Source organism: Streptomyces montanisoli (assembly GCF_017813245.1).
GTDB classification, from domain to species: Bacteria; Actinomycetota; Actinomycetes; order Streptomycetales; family Streptomycetaceae; genus Streptomyces; species Streptomyces montanisoli.
This window is the reverse complement of record NZ_JAGIQL010000080.1, coordinates 1-23,237: the sequence shown is the minus strand read 5'-3', so window position 1 is coordinate 23,237 and position 23,237 is coordinate 1. Positions and strand designations below refer to the sequence as shown.

The 23,237-nt window shown below is 69.0% G+C and carries 17 protein-coding genes and 1 tRNA gene; 2 read left to right on the top strand and 16 right to left on the bottom strand.

Annotation, left to right across the window (positions count from 1 at the left end; translation table 11 throughout):
- Nucleotides 1-124 precede the first annotated feature (124 nt).
- The 15 genes from fusA to JFN87_RS19320 all read right to left on the bottom strand — a co-directional run bounded on the left by fusA (nucleotide 125) and on the right by JFN87_RS19320 (nucleotide 19,112).
- On the bottom strand, nucleotides 125-2,251 hold the full coding sequence (gene fusA, locus JFN87_RS19390; protein ID WP_209341670.1) for an elongation factor G: 2,127 nt from the start codon (nucleotides 2,249-2,251) through the stop codon (nucleotides 125-127).
- Between the two features lie 38 nt (nucleotides 2,252-2,289).
- Complete coding sequence (gene rpsG, locus JFN87_RS19385; RefSeq protein ID WP_030903922.1) at nucleotides 2,290-2,760, bottom strand: 30S ribosomal protein S7; 471 nt, start codon at nucleotides 2,758-2,760, stop codon at nucleotides 2,290-2,292.
- Between the two features lie 2 nt (nucleotides 2,761-2,762).
- The gene (rpsL, locus tag JFN87_RS19380; protein WP_003948652.1) at nucleotides 2,763-3,134 is read right to left on the bottom strand and encodes a 30S ribosomal protein S12; all 372 of its coding nucleotides are present in this window, start codon (nucleotides 3,132-3,134) and stop codon (nucleotides 2,763-2,765) included.
- A 349-nt stretch (nucleotides 3,135-3,483) separates the two neighbouring features.
- Nucleotides 3,484-7,389, bottom strand: coding sequence for a DNA-directed RNA polymerase subunit beta' (locus JFN87_RS19375; RefSeq protein ID WP_209341668.1), 3,906 nt, complete (start codon nucleotides 7,387-7,389; stop codon nucleotides 3,484-3,486).
- A 125-nt stretch (nucleotides 7,390-7,514) separates the two neighbouring features.
- The gene (gene rpoB, locus JFN87_RS19370) at nucleotides 7,515-11,000 is read right to left on the bottom strand and encodes a DNA-directed RNA polymerase subunit beta (protein WP_209341666.1); all 3,486 of its coding nucleotides are present in this window, start codon (nucleotides 10,998-11,000) and stop codon (nucleotides 7,515-7,517) included.
- Nucleotides 11,001-11,621: 621 nt separating this feature from the next.
- Complete coding sequence (gene rplL / locus JFN87_RS19365) at nucleotides 11,622-12,008, bottom strand: 50S ribosomal protein L7/L12 (RefSeq protein ID WP_209341664.1); 387 nt, start codon at nucleotides 12,006-12,008, stop codon at nucleotides 11,622-11,624.
- A 90-nt stretch (nucleotides 12,009-12,098) separates the two neighbouring features.
- The gene (gene rplJ, locus JFN87_RS19360) at nucleotides 12,099-12,632 is read right to left on the bottom strand and encodes a 50S ribosomal protein L10 (RefSeq protein WP_209341662.1); all 534 of its coding nucleotides are present in this window, start codon (nucleotides 12,630-12,632) and stop codon (nucleotides 12,099-12,101) included.
- Nucleotides 12,633-12,921: 289 nt separating this feature from the next.
- On the bottom strand, nucleotides 12,922-13,878 hold the full coding sequence (locus JFN87_RS19355) for an SCO4651 family lipoprotein (RefSeq protein WP_209341660.1): 957 nt from the start codon (nucleotides 13,876-13,878) through the stop codon (nucleotides 12,922-12,924).
- The gene (locus JFN87_RS19350) at nucleotides 13,875-14,852 is read right to left on the bottom strand and encodes an SCO4651 family lipoprotein (protein ID WP_209341658.1); all 978 of its coding nucleotides are present in this window, start codon (nucleotides 14,850-14,852) and stop codon (nucleotides 13,875-13,877) included. Before JFN87_RS19350 ends, JFN87_RS19355 begins: the two co-directional genes overlap by 4 nt.
- Nucleotides 14,853-15,030: 178 nt before the next feature.
- The gene (locus tag JFN87_RS19345; RefSeq protein WP_209341656.1) at nucleotides 15,031-15,981 is read right to left on the bottom strand and encodes an SCO4651 family lipoprotein; all 951 of its coding nucleotides are present in this window, start codon (nucleotides 15,979-15,981) and stop codon (nucleotides 15,031-15,033) included.
- Nucleotides 15,982-16,187: 206 nt separating this feature from the next.
- Nucleotides 16,188-16,907 (bottom strand): 50S ribosomal protein L1, encoded by a 720-nt coding sequence (gene rplA, locus JFN87_RS19340; protein ID WP_030903937.1) that lies wholly within the window; start codon nucleotides 16,905-16,907, stop codon nucleotides 16,188-16,190.
- A gap of 76 nt (nucleotides 16,908-16,983) precedes the next feature.
- Entirely contained in the window at nucleotides 16,984-17,418 is a 435-nt protein-coding gene (gene rplK / locus JFN87_RS19335) for a 50S ribosomal protein L11 (RefSeq protein ID WP_209341654.1), read from the bottom strand.
- Between the two features lie 180 nt (nucleotides 17,419-17,598).
- Complete coding sequence (gene nusG, locus JFN87_RS19330) at nucleotides 17,599-18,570, bottom strand: transcription termination/antitermination protein NusG (protein WP_209341653.1); 972 nt, start codon at nucleotides 18,568-18,570, stop codon at nucleotides 17,599-17,601.
- Nucleotides 18,571-18,643: 73 nt separating this feature from the next.
- Nucleotides 18,644-18,934: a preprotein translocase subunit SecE gene (gene secE / locus JFN87_RS19325; RefSeq protein ID WP_209341652.1), complete on the bottom strand. Its 291-nt coding sequence runs from the start codon at nucleotides 18,932-18,934 to the stop codon at nucleotides 18,644-18,646.
- A 105-nt stretch (nucleotides 18,935-19,039) separates the two neighbouring features.
- Nucleotides 19,040-19,112, bottom strand: a tRNA-Trp gene (locus JFN87_RS19320).
- Between the two features lie 393 nt (nucleotides 19,113-19,505).
- Between JFN87_RS19320 and JFN87_RS19315 the strand changes: the two genes are divergently transcribed.
- Nucleotides 19,506-20,732 (top strand): pyridoxal phosphate-dependent aminotransferase, encoded by a 1,227-nt coding sequence (locus tag JFN87_RS19315; RefSeq protein ID WP_209341651.1) that lies wholly within the window; start codon nucleotides 19,506-19,508, stop codon nucleotides 20,730-20,732.
- A 145-nt stretch (nucleotides 20,733-20,877) separates the two neighbouring features.
- Nucleotides 20,878-21,933 (top strand): adenosine deaminase, encoded by a 1,056-nt coding sequence (locus JFN87_RS19310; RefSeq protein WP_245180395.1) that lies wholly within the window; start codon nucleotides 20,878-20,880, stop codon nucleotides 21,931-21,933.
- 75 nt (nucleotides 21,934-22,008) lie between these two features.
- Here JFN87_RS19310 and JFN87_RS19305 read toward each other — a convergent pair whose 3' ends face one another.
- On the bottom strand, nucleotides 22,009-23,064 hold the full coding sequence (locus JFN87_RS19305) for a UDP-N-acetylmuramate dehydrogenase (protein WP_209341650.1): 1,056 nt from the start codon (nucleotides 23,062-23,064) through the stop codon (nucleotides 22,009-22,011).
- Nucleotides 23,065-23,237 lie beyond the last annotated feature (173 nt).

The window sequence follows — 23,237 nt, the reverse complement described above, 5'->3', positions numbered from 1 at the left end:
GGGGCACCCCCCGCGGGGCACGGCGCGTGACGCCGTGCCTGCGGGAGCTGCCCCCTGCTTTCCCGGTGACAAGCCTAGAGCGTGAATCCACCAGGGCGTTCGCCCTGTGGATGACACCTGTGGATTACTCGCCCTTGGCCTTCGCGATGATCTCCTCGGCGACGTTCCGGGGAACCTCGGCGTAGGAGTCGAACTGCATCGAGTAGCTTGCGCGACCCGAGGTCTTGCTGCGGAGGTCTCCGACGTAGCCGAACATCTCCGAGAGCGGCACCAGGCCCTTGACGACCCGGGCGCCGGCCCGCTCCTCCATGGCCTGGATCTGGCCACGGCGGGAGTTGATGTCACCGATGACGTCACCCATGTAGTCCTCGGGCGTGGTGACCTCGACGGCCATCATCGGTTCGAGGAGAACCGGGGACGCCTTGCGCGCGGCTTCCTTGAAAGCCTGCGAGCCGGCGATCTTGAAGGCGAGCTCGGAGGAGTCGACCTCGTGGTACCCGCCGTCGAGCAGCGTGATGCGCACGCCGGTCATCTCGTAACCGGCCAGGATGCCGAACTGCATGGCCTCCTGCGCACCGGCGTCCACCGAAGGGATGTACTCCTTCGGGATGCGGCCGCCGGTGACCTTGTTCACGAACTCGTACGACGCGTCGCCGCCCTCGATGGGCTCGATCGCGATCTGCACCTTCGCGAACTGGCCGGTACCACCGGTCTGCTTCTTGTGCGTGTAGTCGACCCGCTCGACCGTCTTGCGGATGGTCTCACGGTAGGCGACCTGCGGCTTGCCGACGTTCGCCTCGACGCGGAACTCGCGCTTCATGCGGTCGACCAGCACCTCGAGGTGAAGCTCGCCCATACCGCCGATGACGGTCTGGCCGGTCTCCTCGTTGGTGTGCACCTGGAAGGACGGGTCCTCCTCGGCGAGCCGCTGGATGGCGACACCCAGCTTCTCCTGGTCGCCCTTGGACTTGGGCTCGATCGCGACCTCGATGACCGGCGCCGGGAAGTCCATGGACTCCAGGATCACCGGGTTCTTCTCGTCGCTGAGCGTCTCACCTGTGGTGGTCTGCTTCAGGCCCATGACGGCGACGATGTCGCCGGCGCCCACCGACTCGATCTCCTCACGCTTGTTCGCGTGCATGCGGTAGATCTTGCCGATGCGCTCCTTGCGGCCCTTCACGGAGTTCAGCACGGCCGAACCCGCGACGAGGCGCCCGGAGTACACGCGGACGAAGGTGAGCTTGCCCAGGTGCGGGTCGCTCATGATCTTGAACGCGAGCGCGGAGAGGGGCTCCTCGTCCGACGGCCTGCGCGCGATGACCTGCTCCGGGTCCTTCACGTCGTGGCCCTCGATGGCCTCGACGTCCAGGGGGGAGGGCAGGTAGCGCACCACGGCGTCGAGCAGGGGCTGGACGCCCTTGTTCTTGAACGCCGTGCCGCAGAACACCGGGGTGACGGTGGTGCCGGAGGACTTGCCGGAAGCGATGGTGACGCGGCGGATCGCCTCGTACAGCTGCTCCACGGAGGGCTCCTTGCCCTCCAGGTACAGCTCCATCATCTGATCGTCGTTCTCGGCGACGGTCTCCAGCAGCTTGCCGTGCCACTCCTCGGCGGCCTCGGCGTGCGTGGCCGGGATGTCGACGGTGTCGTACATCTCGCCCTTGGCGGCCTCCACCGGCCAGACCAGGGCCTTCATCGTCACGAGGTCGATGACGCCCTTGAAGTCGGCCTCCGCGCCGATGGGGAGCTGCATGACGAGCGGAGTCGCGCCGAGGCGGTCCGTGATCATGTCGACGCAGCGGTGGAACTCGGCGCCGGTGCGGTCGAGCTTGTTGACGAAGCAGATGCGGGGCACGCCGTAGCGGTCGGCCTGGCGCCAGACCGTCTCGGACTGCGGCTCCACACCCGCGACACCGTCGAACACGGTGACGGCACCGTCGAGCACGCGCAGCGAGCGCTCCACCTCGATGGTGAAGTCGACGTGGCCGGGCGTGTCGATGATGTTGATGGTGTGGTCGACCTCTTCGAGCGGCCAGTGGCAGGTCGTCGCGGCGGACGTGATCGTGATGCCGCGCTCCTGCTCCTGCTCCATCCAGTCCATGGCGGCAGCGCCGTCGTGGACCTCGCCGATCTTGTAGGAGACACCGGTGTAGAACAGGATCCGCTCGGTGGTGGTCGTCTTGCCCGCGTCGATGTGGGCCATGATCCCAATGTTGCGGACCCTGGCCAGGTCAAGCGAAGTGGTGGCCATGAGGCTCAGTCTTCTCTCGGTCTCGATGTGGGGTGGGACTACCAGCGGTAGTGCGCGAAGGCCTTGTTGGACTCGGCCATCTTGTGCGTGTCCTCGCGCTTCTTGACGGAGGCGCCGAGGCCGTTGGAGGCGTCGAGCAGCTCGTTCATCAGGCGCTCGGTCATGGTCTTCTCGCGACGGGCGCGCGAGTAGCCGACCAGCCAGCGCAGCGCGAGGGTCGACGCGCGGCCGGGCTTGACCTCGATCGGCACCTGGTACGTGGCGCCACCGACGCGGCGGGACTTGACCTCGAGCGACGGCTTGACGTTCTCCAGCGCGCGCTTGAGCGTGATGACCGGGTCGTTGTTGGTCTTCTCGCGCAGGCCCTCCATGGCGCCGTACACGATCCGCTCGGCGGTGGAGCGCTTCCCGTTGAGCAGAAGCTTGTTGATCAGCGAGGTGACAAGAGGAGAACCGTAGACCGGGTCGATGATGACCGGGCGCTTCGGGGCGGGGCCCTTACGAGGCATTCTTACTTCTCCTTCTTGGCGCCGTAACGGCTGCGGGCCTGCTTGCGGTTCTTGACACCCTGAGTGTCGAGCGAGCCGCGGATGATCTTGTAACGAACACCCGGCAGGTCCTTCACACGGCCGCCGCGCACGAGCACGATGGAGTGCTCCTGCAGGTTGTGTCCCTCACCCGGGATGTACGCCGTGACCTCGATGCCCGAGGTCAGACGCACACGCGCGACCTTGCGCAGGGCCGAGTTCGGCTTCTTCGGGGTGGTCGTGAACACGCGCGTGCAGACCCCGCGGCGCTGAGGGGAGCCCTCGAGTGCGGGGGTCTTGTTCTTCTCGACCTTGTCCTGCCGGCCCTTGCGGACCAGCTGCTGGATCGTAGGCACTACTTCTCCGATTCTGTGTGCCGTCGGTAAAGCTAACCTGGAACGTCGCCGACCCACGCGGTCGGGTGTGTCGAATACCGCGGACCCCCGCCGGCAAGCGGGGAAAGCACGGATTGCGGTGGCCGTGGAATGGACTCGCCGTGCGGCTGAGGACACGCACGAGAGCCCAGGCACACCCCAGGCACAAGACTTGAGCGTACCTACCTCGTCGACTCCGGTCAAAAGAGAACCCACAGGGTCCCTCAGAACCCCGCCCCGCGCAAGATCCTCTTGGCGCGTGAGCAAGGGCGGCCGGCCCCTTCGGGGTCGGCCGCCCTCTCACTCACTCACGGCTGTCGCCGTGCCGCGCTCACTGGTTGTACGGACCGTAGTCGTAGTCCTCCAGCGGGACGGCCTGGCCGGAGCCCGTGCCGAACGGCGAGTAGTCGATGTCGTCGTAGCCGACGGCCGAGTACATCGCGGCCTTGGCCTCCTCGGTCGGCTCGACCCGGATGTTGCGGTAGCGGGACAGGCCCGTACCGGCCGGGATGAGCTTACCGATGATGACGTTCTCCTTGAGGCCGATCAGGGAGTCCGACTTGGCGTTGATCGCCGCGTCGGTAAGGACCCTGGTCGTCTCCTGGAAGGACGCCGCCGACAGCCACGACTCGGTGGCCAGCGAGGCCTTCGTGATACCCATCAGCTGCGGGCGGCCGGAGGCCGGGTGGCCGCCTTCCCGCACCACACGACGGTTCTCGTTCTCGAACTTCGAACGCTCGACCAGCTCGCCGGGCAGCAGCTCCGCGTCGCCCGACTCGATGATCGTCACACGGCGCAGCATCTGCCGGATGATGATCTCGATGTGCTTGTCGTGGATCGACACACCCTGCGAGTTGTAGACCTTCTGCACCTCGCTGACCAGGTGGATCTGAACCTGGCGCTGGCCGAGGATGCGCAGCACGTCGTGCGGGTTGGTGGCACCCACGGTGAGCTTCTGGCCCACCTCGACGTGGTCACCGTCGGCGACCTGGAGACGGGCGCGCTTCGAGATCGGGAAGGGCGTCTCGTCGCTGCCGTCGTCCGGGGTGACGATGATCTTCTTGGTCTTCTCGGTCTCCTCGATGCGGACACGGCCCGCGGACTCCGAGATCGGGGCGACACCCTTCGGGGTGCGCGCCTCGAACAGCTCGACGACACGCGGCAGACCCTGCGTGATGTCGTCACCGGCCACACCACCGGTGTGGAAGGTACGCATCGTCAGCTGGGTGCCGGGCTCACCGATGGACTGGGCGGCGATGATGCCGACCGCCTCGCCGATGTCGACCAGCTTGCCGGTGGCCAGCGAACGGCCGTAGCAGAACGCGCAGGTGCCGACGGCGGACTCGCAGGTCAGGACCGAGCGGGTCTTGACCTCCTCGACGCCGGCCGCGACGAGCGCGTCGATGAGCACGTCACCGAGGTCGACGTTGGCGGGCGCGATGACCTTGCCGTCCACCACGACGTCCTCGGCGAGCATGCGCGCGTACACGGACGTCTCGACGTCCTCGGCCTTGCGCAGCACGCCGTCCGCACCGCGGTCCGCGATCTTCAGCTTGAGGCCGCGGTCGGTGCCGCAGTCCTCCTCGCGGATGATCACGTCCTGCGAGACGTCCACCAGACGACGGGTCAGGTAACCCGAGTCGGCGGTACGCAGGGCGGTGTCGGCCAGACCCTTGCGGGCGCCGTGCGTGGAGATGAAGTACTCCAGCACGGACAGGCCCTCACGGAAGGACGCCTTGATGGGACGCGGGATCGTCTCGTTCTTGGCGTTGGACACCAGGCCGCGCATACCGGCGATCTGGCGCATCTGCATCATGTTTCCGCGCGCACCCGAGTTCACCATCATGAAGATGGGGTTCGTCTTCGGGAAGTTCTCGTTCATGGCCTCGGCGACCTCGTTCGTCGCCTTGGTCCAGATCGCGATGAGCTCCTGCGTGCGCTCGTCCTTCGTGATCAGGCCGCGCTCGTACTGCTTCTGGACCTTCTCGTCCTGCGCCTCGTAGCCCGCGACGATCTCCTTCTTCGCCTCGGGAACGACGACGTCGGAGATGGCCACGGTGACACCGGAGCGGGTCGCCCAGAAGAAGCCGGCCGCCTTCAGGTTGTCGAGCGTCGCCGCCACGATGACCTTCGGGTAGCGCTCGGCGAGGTCGTTGACGATCTCGGAGAGCTGCTTCTTGCCGACCGAGTAGTCCACGAACGGGTAGTCCTCGGGCAGCAGCTCGTTGAAGAGCGCGCGGCCCAGGGTCGTCCGCAGCCTGAACGGGTCGCCGGGCTGCCACTGGGCGTCCGGCTGCCCGTCCTCGTCCAGCGGGGGCGTCCAGCCGCGCGGCGGGATGGTGCCCACCGGGAAGCGGATGTCGACCTTCGCCTGGAGCGACAGCTCGCGGTTGTCGAACGCCATGGTGGCCTCGGCCGTGGAGCCGAAGGACCGGTCCGTGCCGACGACCTCGCGCTCGGCCTCGTCCGTCGTGAGGAAGAACAGGCCGAGCACCATGTCCTGGGTCGGCATGGTGACGGGACGTCCGTCGGCCGGCTTCAGGATGTTGTTCGAGGACAGCATCAGGATGCGGGCCTCGGCCTGCGCCTCCGCGGACAGCGGCAGGTGCACGGCCATCTGGTCACCGTCGAAGTCCGCGTTGAACGCGGTGCACACGAGCGGGTGGATCTGGATGGCCTTGCCCTCGACCAGCTGCGGCTCGAAGGCCTGGATGCCGAGGCGGTGCAGGGTCGGCGCGCGGTTGAGCAGCACGGGGTGCTCGGCGATGACCTCTTCGAGGACGTCGTAGACGACCGTGCGGCCGCGCTCGACCATGCGCTTCGCCGACTTGATGTTCTGCGCGTGGTTCAGGTCGACCAGGCGCTTCATCACGAACGGCTTGAACAGCTCCAGCGCCATCGCCTTCGGCAGACCGCACTGGTGCAGCTTGAGCTGCGGGCCGACGACGATCACGGAACGCGCCGAGTAGTCGACGCGCTTGCCGAGCAGGTTCTGGCGGAAGCGGCCCTGCTTGCCCTTGAGCATGTCGGACAGCGACTTCAGCGGACGGTTGCCGGGACCCGTGACCGGGCGGCCGCGGCGGCCGTTGTCGAAGAGCGCGTCGACGGCCTCCTGGAGCATGCGCTTCTCGTTGTTCACGATGATCTCGGGCGCGCCGAGGTCGAGAAGCCGCTTCAGGCGGTTGTTGCGGTTGATGACGCGGCGGTACAGGTCGTTGAGGTCGGAGGTCGCGAAGCGGCCACCGTCGAGCTGCACCATCGGACGCAGGTCCGGCGGGATGACCGGCACGCAGTCGAGCACCATGCCCTTGGGGCTGTTGCTGGTCTGCAGGAACGCGGAGACGACCTTGAGGCGCTTGAGCGCGCGGGTCTTCTTCTGGCCCTTGCCGGTGCGGATGATCTCGCGGAGGCGCTCGGCCTCCTCGTCGAGGTCGAAGGACTCCAGGCGCTTCTGCAGCGCGGCGGCGCCCATCGAGCCGTCGAAGTACGTGCCGAAGCGGTCACGCAGCTCGCGGTAGAGGAGCTCGTCGCCCTCCAGGTCCTGCACCTTGAGGTTCTTGAAGCGGTTCCAGACCTCGTCCAGGCGGTCGATCTCGCGCTGCGCGCGGTCGCGCAGCTGCTTCATCTCGCGCTCGGCGCCCTCGCGCACCTTGCGGCGCACGTCGGCCTTGGCGCCCTCGGCCTCCAGCTCGGCCAGGTCGGTCTCGAGCTTCTTGGCGCGGGCCTCCAGGTCGGAGTCGCGGCGGTTCTCGACCTGCTGGCGCTCGACGGAGACGTGGGCCTCCAGCGACGGCAGGTCGCGGGTGCGGCGTTCCTCGTCCACGAACGTGATCATGTACGCGGCGAAGTAGATGACCTTCTCGAGGTCCTTCGGCGCCAGGTCCAGCAGGTAGCCGAGGCGGGACGGCACGCCCTTGAAGTACCAGATGTGGGTGACGGGGGCGGCCAGCTCGATGTGGCCCATCCGCTCACGGCGCACCTTGGCGCGCGTGACCTCGACGCCACAGCGCTCACAGATGATGCCCTTGAAGCGGACACGCTTGTACTTGCCGCAGTAGCACTCCCAGTCCCGGGTGGGGCCGAAGATCTTCTCGCAGAAGAGGCCGTCCTTCTCGGGCTTGAGGGTGCGGTAGTTGATGGTCTCCGGCTTCTTGACCTCGCCGTGGGACCAGGTACGGATGTCGTCCGCGGTGGCAAGGCCGATCCGCAGCTCGTCGAAGAAGTTGACGTCGAGCACTATGCGTCAATCCCTCTCAGGGTCGTGTCTGAAGGTCTGATGGGGGCCCTCACGCGGGGAGCGTGAGGGAGGGTCCGAGGTGGCCGCCCGCCACCCGCCGCAGCGGATGCCGGGCGACCGACCCGTCAGACCTCTTCGACGCTGCTCGGCTCGCGCCGGGACAGGTCGATGCCGAGCTCCTCCGCCGCACGGAACACGTCCTCGTCCGTGTCCCGCATCTCGATGGACATACCGTCCGAGGACAGCACCTCCACGTTGAGGCAGAGCGACTGCATTTCCTTGATGAGCACCTTGAAGGACTCGGGGATGCCGGGCTCGGGGATGTTCTCGCCCTTGACGATGGCCTCGTAGACCTTCACGCGGCCGGTGACGTCGTCGGACTTGATCGTCAGGAGCTCCTGGAGCGCGTAGGCGGCGCCGTACGCCTCCAGCGCCCACACCTCCATCTCGCCGAATCGCTGACCACCGAACTGCGCCTTACCACCCAGCGGCTGCTGGGTGATCATGGAGTACGGGCCGGTCGAGCGCGCGTGGAGCTTGTCGTCGACCAGGTGGTGCAGCTTGAGGATGTACATGTACCCGACCGAGATCGGGTCCGGGAACGGCTCGCCGGAGCGGCCGTCGAACAGCCTCGCCTTGCCGGTGGGCTGCACCATCCGCTCACCGTCGCGGTTCGGGACGGTGTGCTCGAGCAGGCCGGTCAGCTCGTCCTCGCGGGCACCGTCGAAGACCGGCGTCGCCACGTTGGTACGCGGGTCGACCTGGTCGGCGCCGATGGCCTGGAGCCGCTGGGCCCACTCCTCGCCGAGCGAGGAGACGTCCCAGCCCTGGCTGGCGAGCCAGCCGAGGTGGATCTCCAGGACCTGCCCCGGGTTCATGCGGGACGGGACACCCAGCGGGTTGAGGATGATGTCGACCGGGGTGCCGTCCTCCAGGAACGGCATGTCCTCGATCGGCAGGATCTTCGAGATGACGCCCTTGTTGCCGTGGCGGCCGGCCAGCTTGTCGCCGTCCGTGATCTTGCGCTTCTGCGCCACGTACACGCGGACGAGCTGGTTGACGCCGGGCGGCAGCTCGTCGCCCTCCTCGCGGTCGAAGACGCGCACGCCGATGACCTTGCCGGTCTCGCCGTGCGGCACCTTCAGCGAGGTGTCGCGGACCTCGCGCGCCTTTTCGCCGAAGATCGCGCGCAGCAGCCGCTCCTCGGGCGTCAGCTCGGTCTCACCCTTCGGGGTGACCTTGCCGACGAGGATGTCGGTGTCGCGGACCTCGGCGCCGATGCGGATGATGCCGCGCTCGTCCAGGTCGGCCAGGACCTCCTCGGAGACGTTCGGGATGTCCCGGGTGATCTCCTCGGGGCCGAGCTTGGTGTCACGGGCGTCGACCTCGTGCTCCTCGATGTGGATCGAGGAGAGGACGTCGTCCTGCACCAGGCGCTGGCTGAGGATGATCGCGTCCTCGTAGTTGTGGCCCTCCCACGGCATGAACGCGACGAGCAGGTTCTTGCCGAGCGCCATCTCGCCCTTGTCCGTGGCCGGACCGTCGGCGAGCACCTGGCCCTCGATGACCCGGTCGCCCTCGGAGACGACGACCTTCTGGTTGACCGAGGTGCCCTGGTTGGAGCGGAAGAACTTGGCGATGCGGTACGTGGTGTACGTGCCGTCGTCGTTGGTGACGGTGATGTAGTCCGCGGAGACCTCCTGGACCACACCCGCCTTCTCCGCCTTGATGACGTCACCGGCGTCGACCGCGCAGCGGTACTCCATGCCGGTGCCGACGAGCGGGGCCTCGGACGTGATCAGCGGCACGGCCTGGCGCATCATGTTCGCGCCCATGAGGGCACGGTTGGCGTCGTCGTGCTCGAGGAAGGGGATCATGGCCGTCGCGACCGACACCATCTGGCGCGGCGAGACGTCCATGTAGTCCACGTCCTCGCCGGGGACGTAGTCGACCTCGCCGCCGCGGCGGCGGACCAGGACGCGGGTCTCCTCGAACCGCAGCTCGTCCGTCAGCGGCGCGTTGGCCTGGGCGATGACGAAGCGGTCCTCCTCGTCGGCCGTCAGGTAGTCGACCTCGTCGGTGACGACACCGCCGGTGACCCGGCGGTAGGGCGTCTCGACGAAGCCGAACGCGTTGACGCGCCCGTAGGAGGCGAGCGAGCCGATCAGGCCGATGTTCGGGCCTTCCGGGGTCTCGATCGGGCACATGCGTCCGTAGTGGGACGGGTGCACGTCACGGACCTCGAAGCCGGCGCGCTCACGGGAGAGACCGCCGGGGCCGAGCGCCGACAGGCGGCGCTTGTGGGTCAGGCCCGAGAGCGGGTTGTTCTGGTCCATGAACTGCGACAGCTGGCTGGTGCCGAAGAACTCCTTGATGGAGGCGACGACCGGCCGGATGTTGATCAGGGTCTGCGGCGTGATCGCCTCGACGTCCTGCGTCGTCATGCGCTCGCGCACGACGCGCTCCATCCTCGCCAGGCCCGTACGGACCTGGTTCTGGATGAGCTCGCCGACGTTGCGCAGGCGGCGGTTGCCGAAGTGGTCGATGTCGTCGGTCTCGACGACGATCTCCGCGCCGCTGGAGCTGACCGTCTCGGTCTCGCCCGCGTGCAGCTTGACCAGGTACTTGATCGTCGCGATGACGTCCTCGGTGGTGAGCACGCCGGCGTCCAGCGGCTCGTCGGCACCGAGCTTCTTATTGACCTTGTAGCGGCCGACCTTCGCGAGGTCGTAGCGCTTCGGGTTGAAGTACAGGTTCTCCAGCAGCGTCTGCGCGGCCTCGCGCGTGGGCGGCTCGCCCGGACGCAGCTTGCGGTAGATGTCGAGCAGCGCGTCGTCCTGGCCCTGGGTGTGGTCCTTCTCCAGGGTGGCGCGCATGGACTCGTACTCGCCGAACTCCTCGAGGATCTGCTCGGTCGTCCAGCCGAGCGCCTTGAGCAGGACGGTCACGGACTGCTTGCGCTTGCGGTCGATGCGGACACCGACCATGTCGCGCTTGTCGATCTCCATCTCCAGCCAGGCACCCCGGGACGGGATGATCTTGGCGGAGTAGATGTCCTTGTCGGACGTCTTGTCGATGGAGGAGTCGAAGTAGACACCCGGCGAGCGCACGAGCTGGGACACCACGACACGCTCGGTGCCGTTGATGACGAAGGTGCCCTTGTTGGTCATGAGCGGGAAGTCGCCCATGAAGACCGTCTGCGACTTGATCTCGCCGGTCTCGTTGTTCGTGAACTCGGCCGTGACGAAGAGCGGGGCCGCGTACGTGAAGTCGCGCTCCTTGCACTCGTCGATGGAGTTCTTCGGGGGCTCGAAACGGTGGTCGCGGAACGTCAGCGACATCGACCCGGAGAAGTCCTCGATCGGGGAGATCTCTTCGAAGATCTCCTCGAGACCGGACTTCCTGGGGACGTCCTGCCCGTTGTCGAGAGCCGCCTCGACGCGAGCCTTCCACGCGGCGTTGCCGAGCAGCCAGTCGAAGCTCTCGGTCTGGAGCGCGAGAAGGTTGGGAACCTCGAGAGGCTCGTTGATCTTTGCGAAGGAGATGCGCAGCGGGGCGGTGCTTGCGGCGTTGTTCGTATTCGTGGTCGAGGCGTTGCGCGAGGCGGCCAAGAGGGGGTCCTTCCGAGGGCTCGGACTCACTACGCGCGTACCGTTCCCCCGTAGCGCGCGGTGGAGGAAAGCCCTGGTCAGGGCGATCGATCACCGATGCTCGTACGAGAGGGTGCCCCTGGTGACGGGCAGGGAGCAGCTAACAGGCAGCGCAAAGGGACAGTGTAGCCACTTGGCACACTGATGTCCAGAGCGGGTTTTGGGAGACCCTCGTTGTCCTCAACACCCTCGCTGCTACTGCCTTGCTCCTGCCGGCCTGCACAACGACCCTGCCCGGCCACAACCGCCGCAGAGCCCGGCGCCGAAGCGCCATCCCGTTACTTCCCACATCGCCGCCGATCCATGCCTCGGAACCGGATCGACTGTGACGACGCGTCCTGAGAATTGCGCGCTGCGTGCCGTACGTCAAGGCCCCCGCCTCCCCGGGCCCCGCCCGCGGATCGCCGCCCTGCCCGCGGAAGACGCGAGGATGATCACGATAGTGCCAGGCCGGGGAAAGACAAGGAGCCCCTCGCGGTAACGGCGAAGGGCGACCACCCGGATGGGTGATCGCCCTTCGCGTCAACACGGTGCGCGACCGTCAGCCGCGCGGCGTGTCCCGGCGCCGTGAGGCGCCTTGGATCACTTGACCTCGACGGAGGCGCCGGCGCCCTTGAGGGACTCGGCGGCCTTCTCGGCGGCGTCCTTGGCGACCTTCTCGAGGACGGGCTTCGGGGCGCCGTCCACGAGGTCCTTGGCCTCCTTCAGGCCGAGCGAGGTGAGCTCGCGCACGACCTTGATGACCTGGATCTTCTTGTCGCCGGCACCCGTGAGGATGACGTCGAACTCGTCCTGCTCCGCAGCGGCCTCGGCCGGAGCGGCGGCAGCGCCACCACCGGCGGCGACGGCGACCGGCGCGGCGGCCGTGACGTCGAACTTCTCCTCGAACGCCTTCACGAACTCGGAGAGCTCCATGAGGGTCATGTCCTCGAACTGCGAGAGCAGGTCGTCCTGGCTGAGCTTCGCCATGATGGCGGTCCTTCCACTAAATCGGCTGGTGCCGGGTGTACATGTCGGCGGGTACGCGACCCGCAGCGGCCTTGCGGCCAGAACGCCGAGTTACTCGGCACCGCCCTGCTCGTCGGCCTTCTTGGCACGAAGCGCCTCCGCGGTGCGGACGAACTTCGAGGGGAGCGCCTGGAAGAGCGCGGCAGCCTGCGAGGGCTTGGCCTTCATGGCGCCCGCCAGCTTGGCGAGCAGAACCTCGCGGGACTCGAGGTCCGCGAGCTTCTTGAACTCGTCGGCGGACATCGCCTTGCCGTCAAGGACACCGCCCTTGATGACGAGGTTCGGGTTGTCCTTGGAGAAGTCACGAAGACCCTTCGCCGACTCCACCGGGTCACCGGTGACGAAGGCCACAGCCGTCGGACCCGTGAACAGGTCGTCGAGCGTGTCGATCCCGGCCTCGTTGGCCGCGATCTTGGTCAGCGTGTTCTTCACCACGGCGTACTGGGTGTTCCCACCGAGCGAACGACGCAGCTCCTTGAGCTGCGCCACGGTGAGACCCCGGTACTCGGTCAGCACAGCGGCGCTCGAGCTGCGGAACTGCTCCGTCAGCTCGGCCACCGCGGCGGCCTTGTCGGGCCTTGCCATGAGCGTCGGCCTCCTTCCGGGTGATGAGGACCGCTCTCGGAAGGGGCTGAACAAAACGAAACGCCCCGGCGCAGGCGCACGGGGCGTAGCTCGACCAAAACGGCGTGAGCCGCCGTACGGGAGCTTTCCACTGACACCTGCGCGGGTCGTCCGCAGCTAAGCGGATCCTTCGGCCCCCGGGCCCTCTCACGAGCGCACGGCGACAACCAGCGGTCTTTGGCTTCAGCTGGAGAGTACGCGAGCGCGGCCCATCCGGGCAAATCCGCGACCCCGCCTCCCGGCGGGGGCGCTACTTGGCGGAGCCCTGGGCCTGCGCCCGTTTCATCGCGGCCACCATGTCGGTGGTCTGGTCGGCCGGCGGCGGCTCGATCCCGGGAGCCTTCGACGAGTAGGCCGAGTAGTGCAGGTCGACGGTACTGGCACCCTCCGCCGTCTTCATGGCGATCTTCACCCGGACCGGGTAGCCGTCCTGGCCGACCCAGAGGTCGATGCGCTCCGAGGTCAGGCCCTGCTTCTTGAGCTGCCCGCCGATCCGCTCGGCCTCCGCCGCGCTCAACCCGACGGAGGCCGTCGTGGTCCTCGTGATGTCGTCGGGCGTCAGCGAGGCCTCGTAGTGCCGCGCCTGCACGCCGTCGACCTGCTGGGAGCCCGCGCCCGTTATGTGCGGCGACTTGAGCAGCAGGCCGAGTTGCTCGGCCGGGTCCTGGTCGCGGTTCATGCTCACGGAGAAGAGTTCGGGCTGCGCCTTTCCGGGCACATCGGTGGCAGCCGTCAGGGCGTACTTCACCCACGGCCTGCCGCCCAATTCCGGATCGTCGGCCGCCGCCTTGCCCACGTTCAGGTACATGGTGGAGCCGGTCATGATCTCGCGCACCTTCGTGCGCTCGCTCGGCGCGTAGCCCTGCGGCGTCATGGTCATGTCCAGGGCCGCCGGCTTCCAGCCGACCACACCGCTCGACTCGAAGCTCAGCTTGTGGTTCGCCAGGCCCGCCGTGCCCTTGAGCCCGGGAATCGTCATCGTCATGCGGGCCTTCGCCGACTTCATCCCCGATGTCTTCCTGTAGACGGCCCGCACCGCCGCGACCGCGTCACCCGAACTCTGGCGGGACGCCTTCGCCGCGGGCCCCGCCGCGTCCTGCCCGGCCCCGCCGTCGCTCTGGCAGCCGACCGCGCCCACCATGACCGCCGCGGTCAGCGCCGCCGCTGCCGCGTCGCGTCGTCTCCCTGTCCTCCGTGTCCTGCTCATGCCGCGGCCCCCTGCCGCTCCTCACGCTGGTCACCGGCACGGCCGTCCATCTGGTCCATGTTCATCGTCTGGGCCTGCGTGGGCGGGGTGACGTGCACCGGCTTCGCCGTGTACGCGGAGTAGTGGATGCTGTCCGTCGTGATGAACCTGGTCAGGTCCATCGTGAGATCCAGCCTCACCGGCCGGCCCGCCCGTGCGCCGGTTCGCGCCACCCATACGTCGATCGTCTCGGTCCGCAGGTCCGACAGGTCGAGGACGCTCGCCAGCGCCTTGGCCCTGGTCGCCTCGGCTCCGTGCATCGCCTCCGCGGCCTTCGCCACGTCGTCGGCCTTCACGTCCGCCTGGTAGTGGTCGGCCACCACTCCGTCCGCGTTCTCCGGGCCCAGGCTCCTGACCTGCTGGGCGACGCCCATCACGGCCAGCTGCGTCGCCGGGCCCTCCGTGACGCCGACGATCCCGGGGCCGAGCAGCCCCTCCCCCGGATCGGTCTGCTCGGGACCGAGCAGCCCTTCCACCGAATCGGTCGTGGACGTGGGCGCAGCGACGAAGTCCGCCGGGCCTGCCTTCACCCACCGCTTGCCGCCGGTCGCCGCGGCGAACCGCGTGCCCAGGTCCATGTACGTCGACGTGCCGGATTGCAGCACCCGGTACTTCGAGACCAGGCCATCCGTACCGGAAGCGATGTCCGGGGACGCGAGAGACAGGCTCGCCGCCGTCCGGCCCACCGTCCCTGACGCGTGGGCGGCGTGGGCCCCCTTGTTCTGGTTGCCGGCGATGCCGGACTCCATCGTCGCGGTGAACTTCGCCGAGCCGTCGGGCCGCATCGCGTGCAGCGACTTCGCCACCGCGGCCCTCGGCGTCAGGGGCTTCTTCGCCACCTCGGCGGCGGACGTGGCGCCACCCTTCGCGGTGCCCTTGCCTGTGCCGCCGCCGCAGCCCGCCACCCCGAGGGCCAATGCGACCGCCGCCGTCACCGCGAGTCTTCGTCGCCTCCGTGTGAAGGCGTTCGTGCCACCCGTTCCCATACCCCACCCCTGTGCTTCTCCGCCCGGCTCCCTTGAGCGCCCCGCCTGGCAGCCGGGCGGAGCCGGAGAGGACGCACGCGACCGGCGGACCGGCCGCTGGGGCCGGTCCGCCGGGAGGGACGAGGGGCTACAGGGCGGAGCCCTGGGCCTGCGCCTGCTTCATCGCCGCCATGGCGTCGGTCGTCTTGCTCGCCGGCGGCACCTGGATCTTCGGCGCCTGGTCCGAGTAGTCCGAGTAGTGGAGATCCACGGTCATGGCGCCCGCCGTGACCTGCATGGCCATCTTGGCCCTGACCGGGTAGTTCTCCTGGTCGACCCAGAGGTCGATGTGCTCCGAGGTCAGCCCCTGCTTTTTGAGCTGCCCGGCGATCTGCGCGGACTCCTTCGCGCTGAGCCCCGCCGCCTTCGACGCGTTCGCGGTGATGTCGTCGAGCGTCAGCGAGGCCGCGTAGTGGTGGGCCTTCACACCGTCGACCTGCTGGGTGCCCTCGTCCTTGATGTGGGGCGACTTGAGCAGCAGGCCGAGCTGCTGGGCCGGGTCCTGGCTGCGGTTCATGCTGCCGGAGAAGAGGTCCGCCTGCGACTTGTTGCCGGTCACCTGGGCCAGATCCGCCAGGTCGTACTTGAGCCACGGCTTGCCGCCCAGCTGCTTGGCGGTCAGCTTCCCCATGTTCATGTACATGGTGGTGCCCGACATGATCTCGTGCATCTGCAGGCCGTCGGCCGCCGCACCGGACGCCTTCATCGTCATCGTCATGTCCAGCGCCGTCGGCTTCCACCCGACCACGCCGTTCGCCTGGATGCTCATGCTGGCGCCCTGCACGCCCGCCGTGCTCTCGGGCACGGGGACCGTCATCGTCATGCGCGCCTTCGCGGACTTCGCACCCGACGTCTTCTTGTAGACGGCCTGCACCGCCGCGACCGCGTCGCCCCCGGACTGCTGGGACGCCTTGGGCGTCGCGGCCCCCGCCGCGTCCTTCTTGCCCCCGCCATCGCTCTGGCACCCCGCCACGCCCACGACGACCGCCAGCGCCGCCGTCACCGCGAGCGCTCCCCGTCTGCCGATCGATGCAGTCATGCTTTCCCCACCCCAGTGTCTTCTGTTGTTCGGGCCCCGCCCAACTGGCGCGGCACACAAGGAGAATACGCCGGGCCACTGACACCCCCGCCAGGGATTTGATCGCCCCGGCGCACACAGCGGACAAAAAGGAACGCCACAGGCCCCCTACACCGCCGTGCGGTGCGAGGGGCCTGTGGCTGGAAAAAACCCGCGAGTGCGGGACGTCAGACGACGGCCGGGTCCTCTTCGAGGAGGTTCCGGGTGCGGTTGGCGTCCAGCGGGATGCCGGGGCTCATCGTCGTGGCCAGCGTGGCCGTCTTGATGTAGCGGCCCTTGGCGGCGGACGGCTTGAGGCGGTTGATCTCCTCGAGGGCCGCGGCGTAGTTCTCCACCAGCTTCGTCTCGTCGAACGAGATCTTGCCGATGATGAAGTGGAGGTTCGCGTGCTTGTCGACGCGGAACTCGATCTTGCCGCCCTTGATGTCCGTCACGGCCTTCGTGACGTCCGGGGTGACCGTTCCCGTCTTCGGGTTCGGCATCAGACCACGGGGGCCGAGGACGCGGCCGAGGCGGCCGACCTTGCCCATGAGGTCCGGGGTGGCGACGACGGCGTCGAAGTCGAGGCGTCCCTTGGACACCTCGTCGATGAGGTCGTCGGAGCCGACGATGTCGGCGCCCGCGGCACGCGCGGCCTCGGCACGGTCACCGGTCGCGAAGACCAGGACCCGGGCGGTCTTGCCGGTGCCGTGCGGAAGGTTCACGGTGCCGCGGACCATCTGGTCCGCCTTGCGCGGGTCGACGCCCAGACGCATGGCGACCTCGACGGTGCCGTCGAACTTCGCGGTGCTGATGTCCTTGGCGAGACGGACGGCCTCCAGGGGCGCGTACGCGCGCTCCCTGTCGATCTTGGCGTCCGCGGCGCGGAGGGCCTTGCTGCGCTTCACTTCTACTCCTGATGGTTCAAGCGGGTGCGGAGGTCGTGGTCCGGGCCGCGCATGGCCCTGCCACTACGGCCGGGCTTCAGCCCTCGACCGTGATGCCCATCGAACGGGCGGTGCCGGCGATGATCTTCTCGGCGGCCTCCATGTCGTTCGCGTTGAGGTCGGGCATCTTGGTGTTCGCGATGTCCCGCACCTGGTCGCGCGTGAGCTTGGCGACCTTCTTGACGTGCGGCTCGCCCGAGCCCTTCTCCACGCCCGCGGCCTTGAGGATCAGCTTCGCGGCCGGCGGCGTCTTGGTGATGAAGGTGAAGGAGCGGTCCTCGTAGACCGTGATCTCCACCGGCACGACCATGCCGCGCTGCGACTCGGTCGCGGCGTTGTAGGCCTTGCAGAACTCCATGATGTTGACGCCGTGCTGACCCAGCGCGGGGCCGACCGGCGGTGCCGGGTTGGCCGCGCCGGCCTGGATCTGGAGCTTGATCAGCCCCGTGACCTTCTTCTTCTTGGGAGGCATGTGTTTCTCTCCGGGTCCTGACGAGAGGTGATCAGCCTCCACCGGTCATCCGGTTGGAGGCATACCGCACAACGATAACGGGTAAGGATGCGCGGCCAAAAACCGACAGGTCAGGGGCCCCGTACGGGCGCCCCTGACCTGGTCGGAAGCTACTCGCGCGCGCCGCTGTGGCGCCGCGCGTCAGTTCTTCTGGATCTGGTCGAAACTGAGCTCGACCGGGGTCTCCCGGCCGAAGATCTCCACCAGGCCCTTGACCTTGCGGGAGTCGGCGCTGATCTCGTTGATCGTGGCCTGGAGGGTGGCGAAGGGGCCGTCGGTGACGGTGACCGAGTCGCCCACCTCGAAGTCCAGCACCTGGACCTCGACCTTGCGCGCCGGCGCGGGCTTGCCCTCGGCCTCCGCCGCCTCGCGGGCCGCCTTCTCCTCGGCCTCGGGGGCGAGCATCTTGACGATCTCGTCGAGCGTCAGCGGGTACGGGTCGTACGCGTTGCCCACGAAGCCGGTGACGCCGGGGGTGTTGCGCACGACGCCCCAGGACTCGTTCGTCAGGTCCATGCGGACGAGCACGTAGCCGGGCAGCTTGTTCTGCCGGACGTTCTTGCGCTCGCCGTTCTTGATCTGGACGATCTCTTCCTCGGGGACCTCGGCCTGGTAGATGAACTCCTCGACGTTGAGCGAGACGGCGCGCTGCTCCAGGTTGGCCTTCACGCGCTTCTCGTAGCCCGCGTAGGTGTGGATCACGTACCACTCGCCGGGAAGTCCACGCAGCTCGTCACGGAGGGCTGCGACCGGGTCGACGGGGGCTTCCTCGGCGGCCGGCTCCTCGGTGGCCTCGTCGCCGTCCGCCTGCTCGGCGTCGTCCGCGGGCTCGTCGGTCTGCTCGGCGTCGGCGGCCTCGGCGTCGGCGGCCTGCTCGGGCTCGTCGGTGGCCTCGGCGTCCGTGACCTCGGCCTCTGCCTCGGCGAACGCCGTGTCCTCGGGCTTCTCGTCCGTCGCCTCGTCCCCCGCCGCGGGCGCGTCCGCCGCCTCGACGGTGGTCGCCTCCGCCTGGCCCGGCTCGACAGCGTCCGCCGCCACGGCGACGTCGGCCTCGTCCGCAGCGGACGCGGACTCGGCCGATTCGCGGGCGTCGTTCAGGTTCGGGTCAGACACGGTGACTGCTTCTTCCTGGCTCTAAGGGACGGAACACCCGTAAGGGACCGCCCCTGTCGGGCGCCCCCCGGGATCAACCGAAGACGTACTTCATGGCTTGACTGAAGCCATAGTCAATCACGGCCACAAAACCGATCATGATGACGACGAAGACAATCACCACGGTGGTGTACGTCGACAGCTGGTTGCGAGTCGGCCAGACGACCTTGCGCAGCTCGGCGACGACCTGCCGGTAGAAGAGGGCGAGACGGCCCAGAGGGCCCTTCTTCCCGCGCTTCCCGCCCTTGCGGGGCTTCTTCTCCTGCGCCTCAGGGGACTCGTCGTCCGCATCAGGCTTGTCGATGGAGCCCACGGCGTCCGTCACGCTCTCTCACCTGATTCCCGGTCGTGGCCGTGCCGCGCCCGGGGGAGCCGCACGGCGGTGCATCGAATGTACGTACATGCGCACACATCCTGGCGGTGTGTGTAGCAGGGCCGGAGGGACTTGAACCCCCAACCGCTGGTTTTGGAGACCAGTGCTCTACCAATTGAGCTACGACCCTTTGCTGCCCGCCCCAACCTACCCCATCCGGCCGACGCGCAGGGTGCACGCGAGTGGACGCGACGGACGAGGACCGACGACGAGTGAGTGTACGTGGTCACCGGCCGCGCGTCGAACAGCCGCAACCAGGACCGCCGTCACGGCGCTCACGAAAGGCGCACGCGCGTGCGCCCTCACCCGCCGTCGCCGCCCTGCCGAGCACTGCCGTACGGCCCGGTTCCCGGACGCGACCGGACTCCCGCCGTCACACAGGGCTACGGAATGGACGCTGTACGTCATCGGATGCACACGTTCCGGTCGCACTCGGACACCATGCGTCGCCGCTGCGTGCCCGGTTGCTCACTCTTTGAAACCCGCGTGCCGCCGGGGTTTCCGGTCTGGAAGCATGGGCCGCATGAGCGCTGCATCCCCTTCCGCCGAGCGCCGGGTGTCCGCGCGCGTCGGCGCGATCTCCGAGTCCGCCACCCTCGCCGTCGACGCCAAGGCCAAGGCCCTCAAGGCCGCCGGCCGGCCGGTGATCGGGTTCGGCGCGGGCGAGCCCGACTTCCCCACGCCCGGCTACATCGTCGAGGCGGCCGTCGAGGCCTGCCGGAACCCCAAGTTCCACCGCTACACGCCGGCCGGCGGCCTTCCCGAGCTCAAGTCCGCCATCGCCGCCAAGACCCTGCGTGACTCCGGTTACGAGGTCGACCCCGCGCAGGTCCTCGTCACCAACGGCGGCAAGCAGGCCATCTACGAGTCGTTCGCCGCGATCCTCGACCCGGGCGACGAGGTCATCGTGCCCGCCCCGTACTGGACCACGTACCCCGAGTCGATCCGGCTCGCGGGCGGCGTCCCCGTCCCCGTCGTCGCCGACGAGACGACGGGCTACCGGGTGTCCGTCGAGCAGCTGGAGGCCGCGCGCACCGAGCGCACGAAGGTCCTGCTGTTCGTCTCGCCGTCCAACCCGACCGGCGCCGTCTACAGCAGGCAGGACACGGAGGCCATCGGCCGCTGGGCCGTCGAGCACGGCTTGTGGGTGCTGACCGACGAGATCTACGAGCACCTCGTCTACGGTGACGCCGTCTTCTCCTCGCTCCCCGTCGTGGTGCCCGAGCTGCGCGACAAGTGCGTCGTCGTCAACGGCGTCGCCAAGACGTACGCGATGACGGGCTGGCGCGTGGGGTGGGCCATCGGCCCGAAGGACGTCATCAAGGCGGCGGCCAACCTGCAGTCGCACGCCACGTCGAACGTGGCCAACGTCTCGCAGGCCGCCGCGCTCGCCGCCGTCTCGGGCGACCTGTCCGCCGTGGCCGAGATGCGCGCCGCCTTCGACCGTCGCCGCAAGACCATCGTGCGGATGCTGAACGAGATCGACGGCGTCGTCTGCCCCGAGCCCGAGGGCGCGTTCTACGCGTACCCGTCGGTGAAGGCGCTGCTCGGCAAGGAGATCCGCGGCTCGCGCCCCGAGTCGTCGGTGGAGCTCGCCGCGCTGATCCTCGACGAGGTCGAGGTGGCCGTCGTGCCGGGCGAGGCCTTCGGCACCCCCGGCTACCTGCGGCTCTCGTACGCGCTCGGCGACGAGGACCTGGTGGAGGGCGTGGCCAGGATCCAGAAGCTGCTGGCCGAGGCACGCGACTGAGCGCGCCGCGCCACCGCGCGGCAACGGGGTCCGGGCCGCCATCGGCCGGGGCCCCGTCGCCGCATCCGCCCGTTCTTCCGTTCGGAGGGCGACGGATCATGCCATCGGGCTGTGGGGACGCGCCGGTATGCGGCAGGATCTTGGGATGTTGAGCACGACCACCACCCCCGGCGAGGCCATGGGGCGCCGCCCGCGCGACCTCAGGCTGCTGCCCAAGGCCCACCTGCACCTGCACTTCACCGGATCGATGCGGTCCGCGACCCTCATCGAACTCGCCGGCAAGTACGGCGTCCACCTCCCCGAAGCGCTGACGAGCGGCGAGCCGCCGAAGCTCAGCGCGACGGACGAGCGCGGTTGGTTCCGCTTCCAGCGGCTCTACGACATCGCCAGATCGTGTCTGCGCGAACCCGACGACATCAGGCGGCTGGTGCGGGAGGCCGCCGAGGAGGACGTGCGGGACGGGTCGCGCTGGCTGGAGATCCAGGTCGACCCCACCTCGTACGCGCCGCACCTCGGCGGCCTGATCCCCGCGCTCGAGGTCATTCTCGACGCCGTGGAGTCGGCGTCGCGTGAGACCGGGCTCGGGCTGCGGGTGCTCGTCGCGGCCAACCGGATGAAGCACCCGCTGGACGCGCGCACGCTGGCGCGGCTCGCGGTGCGCTACGCGGACCGCGGGGTGGTGGGCTTCGGCCTGTCGAACGACGAACGGCGCGGCATGGCGCGTGACTTCGACCGCGCGTTCGCGATCGCGCGGGACGGCGGGCTGCTGTCGGCGCCGCACGGCGGCGAGTTGACCGGGCCCTCGTCCGTGCGCGACTGCCTGGACGACCTGCGGGCGGCCAGGATCGGGCACGGCGTGCGCGCCGCGGAGGACCCGCGGCTGCTGGGGCGGCTCGCCGAGTCCGGCGTGACCTGCGAGGTCTGCCCGGCCTCGAACGTGGCCCTCGGCGTGTACGCCAAGCCGGAGGACGTGCCGCTGCGGACGCTGTTCGACGCGGGCGTGCCGATGGCGCTGGGCGCGGACGACCCGCTGCTGTTCGGCGCGCGGCTGGCCGCGCAGTACGAACTGGCCCGCACGCACCACGGCTTCACGGACGAGGAACTCGCGGAGCTGGCGCGCCAGTCGATCCGCGCGTCGGCGGCGCCCGAGGGCGTGAAGGCGGAGCTGCTGTCCGGCGTGGACGGCTGGCTGGCCGGCTGAGGGGTGCGGCGCTCGTGGCTGCTCCAGGGGCTGCTTTTTCGCTGCCGGCCGCCGGCCGCCGGCCGCCGGCCGCTCTCAGAGCTGCACGCCCACCATGACGGGCTCGTTGACGAGGACGATCCCGAAGGCGTCGCGGACGCCCGCGACGACCTCGCGGGCGAGGGCGAGGAGGTCCTCCGTGGTGGCGTCGCCCCGGTTGATGAGGGCCAGGGTGTGCTTGGTGGAGATGCGCGCCGGGCCCGTGCCGTAGCCCTTCGTGAAGCCGGCCTTGTCGATGAGCCACGCGGCGGACGTCTTCACCAGCCCCTCCCCCTCCGGGTACGCGGGCGGCGCGACGTCGTCTCCGAGGCGCGCGCGTACGCGTCCGAGGAAGTCCTCGTAGCGCGCGGCGTCGAGGAGCGGGTTGGTGAAGAACGAGCCGGCCGACCAGGTGTCGTGGTCGGCCGCGTCGAGGACCATGCCCTTGCCCGAGCGGAGCCGCAGCACGGTGTCGCGCGCGTCGCGCAGCGGCACCCGCTCCCCGGGCTCGACGCCGAGGGCGCGCGCGGTCTCCGCGTACTTGATCGGCCCCGAGAGCCCGCCCGCGTCGTCGAGCGCGAGACGGACGCGGAGCACGACGTAGCGCTCGGGGTGCAGCTTGAAGACGCTGGAGCGGTACGAGAACAGGCAGTCGGCGCCCGAGAGCGTGACGACCTCCCGCAGGGCCCGGTCGTAGGCCACGACCTCCGTGATGACGGAGGAGACCTCCTGGCCGTAGGCGCCGACGTTCTGGATGGGCGTCGCGCCGACGGAGCCCGGGATGCCCGCGAGGCACTCGATCCCGGCGAGCCCGTCGTCGACGCTGCGGGCGACCAGGTCGGCCCAGACCTCGCCGGCGGCGGCGTCGAGCACGGTGCCCTCGTGGCGGATCCCGCGGGTGGCGATGCGCAGGGCGGTGCCGTCGAAGCCCTTGTCGCCGACGACCAGGTTGCTGCCGCCGCCCACGACGAGGAGCGGGGTGCCCTCGTCGTCGGCGCGCCGCGTCTCCTCGACGACGACGTCGTCGGTGTCCGCGACCACGAGCCGCCTGGCCGGCCCCCCGAGCCTGAGGGTGGTGAGGGGGGCGAGGGGGGTTCCGTAGTGTTCCTGCACCCGGCAAGGCTAACGGTCACGGGCACGAGCACCGGCGACGGGCGCCACGGCACACGAGTGGGGCGGGCCACCCGTGGCGGCCCGCCCCGTCTTCGCCGCGTCCGCCCCGTCGTCCCGCCCCGGCCGTGAGCGGGCGGCCACCGCACGCGCCGGACGGGCCCGTTCCGCTGGGG